Consider the following 1,942-nt stretch of genomic DNA (forward strand, 5'->3'; position numbering starts at 1 on the left):
CATTTACTTGCACACCCTTAGGAAGACTTACTTGTCGATCAACCATGAATCCCTGTTGAGAGATATTCTTCTTGGCGCGCTCTTTAGTAATAGCATTTCCAATGCAATCGAAATCAACTCCTTTAGAAACCTCATGCTTTACTGTGATGGAATCCGACCCTTGATATCCAACCCCTTTTTGAATATCAATGAAATCTTGTTTCGATTGTTGTGCCTGTCTTGCCAATCGAGATGGTAAATTTTGAAATCCAGCCATACGAATAGAACGGCCAATTAATTCCAAAGCGCGATCCGCTTCAAGCGCGAGTGATTGGGATTTCTCCAACTCAATTTGTTTGACGATCAGTTCTCCACTATTTTTTAATAGAGGCCTTACCAAGATCAGGCACAGGGCGAATCCGACGAGACACTCCAGTAGACTCATTTAATAGACTTTCTCTCGAAACGATTTTTGCTGCTGTAGCTTGGGCAATCTCATGTTGGTCTAGCTCCTTGTGTATTTGCACTCGTTTTGCCCCTAATTGCCCCATAACGAGCACTAATTTTTGATAGGTATTACCAAGGCTGCTCCAGCCAGTTGCTATCAAGCTCATCGCTACAAGCACTTCCAACAAGACAAAGCCATTGGCTTGTCGTTTTAAATCCCGGAGCTTAGTGGGTCTATGGCCGTACTTATTGGAAATATTGGGCATTGGCCATTCTCCTAAGTCACATCAAGCGAATACAGCCAATACATGGGCGCCGATCGTCAGAAAAGCTGGATATTGGGCCCAGTGCGCAGGGTAGGGGCCAAAAGCCCCTCCTCAGCTTAAAATAGAGAGCTATGCAAAATATCCTCGCCTCAACCAAAGAAATCGTTGCCGACATGAAAGCCGGCAAGATGGTGATCTTGGTTGACGAAGAGGATCGTGAGAATGAAGGTGATTTAGTACTCGCCGCTGACCATGTCACCCCTGAGGCGGTAAATTTTATGGCTAAGCATGGTCGTGGATTAATTTGCCTGACTTTGACACGCGAACGTTGCCAACAAATTAATCTTCCTTTAATGGTGCGCGATAACGGTACATCCATGGGTACCAATTTCACAGTTTCGATTGAAGCGGCTAGTGGCGTTACCACCGGAATTTCAGCTGCTGACCGCGCCCATACGATCAAAACCGCGGTTGCAGCTAATGCAAAACCAAATGACCTGGTTCAACCAGGCCACATCTTTCCATTGATGGCACAGCCTGGTGGCGTATTGATTCGCTCAGGCCATACAGAGGCTGGTTGTGATTTAGCAGCAATGGCAGGTTGCTCACCTACTGCCGTGATTTGCGAAATCATGAAGGACGATGGCAGCATGGCACGTTTGCCAGATTTACTAGAGTTTGCAAAAGAACATCAATTAAAAATTGGCAGTATTGCTGATCTCATTCAGTATCGCAGCCAACATGAAAGCATTGTGGTCCGCGAAGGCGAGCGTGAGTTCAACACTCCTTGGGGCAAGTTCCAAGGTATCGTCTATCGCGATACCCCAAGCTCTTGCATTCACTTGGCTTTAGTTCACGGTAAGCCTTCGGAAAATGTAGAAACTTTAGTTCGTGTACATGAACCCCTAACAGCATTGGATTTCTTGGACGCTCATGTCAGCACCCACTCCTGGCCACTGGCTCAAGCACTCCAAAAGCTAGCAGCTTCAACAGCTGGCGTCGCTGTTTTACTCAATGTCTCTGGTATTGCGGCTCCAGGAGATGCAGATTGGTTGGCACAGTTTCATAAACTCAATGGCACACAGTCAGAAAACCCAAGTGCACCGCCAGCACGCAAAACAGATTTCCGTACTTACGGCATAGGCGCACAAATCCTTAAAGATCTTGGTATAGGAAAGATGCGTTTGCTAGCCAATCCAAGTCCGGTCCCAAGCCTATCTGGATATAAGCTTGAAGTGACTGGCTACACC

2 protein-coding genes and 1 pseudogene are annotated in these 1,942 nt (G+C 46.5%); 1 reads left to right on the plus strand and 2 read right to left on the minus strand.

The genetic code is table 11. From position 1 onward, the window contains the following. Window positions 1–325, minus strand: a pseudogene (locus B7Y67_RS16460) (hypothetical protein); the annotation flags it as partial. A gap of 28 nt (window positions 326–353) precedes the next feature. After that, window positions 354–692 carry a prepilin-type N-terminal cleavage/methylation domain-containing protein gene (locus B7Y67_RS16465; RefSeq protein WP_293599556.1) on the minus strand — a complete coding sequence of 113 codons (339 nt, stop codon included), beginning with the start codon at window positions 690–692 and terminating at the stop codon, window positions 354–356. A gap of 131 nt (window positions 693–823) precedes the next feature. On the opposite strand from B7Y67_RS16465, the gene ribBA reads away from it, so the two are divergent. Then, a partial coding sequence (gene ribBA, locus B7Y67_RS16470; RefSeq protein ID WP_293599557.1) for a bifunctional 3,4-dihydroxy-2-butanone-4-phosphate synthase/GTP cyclohydrolase II occupies window positions 824–1,942 on the plus strand: 1,119 nt, incomplete at its 3' end.

This window comes from Polynucleobacter sp. 35-46-11 (genome assembly GCF_002281105.1).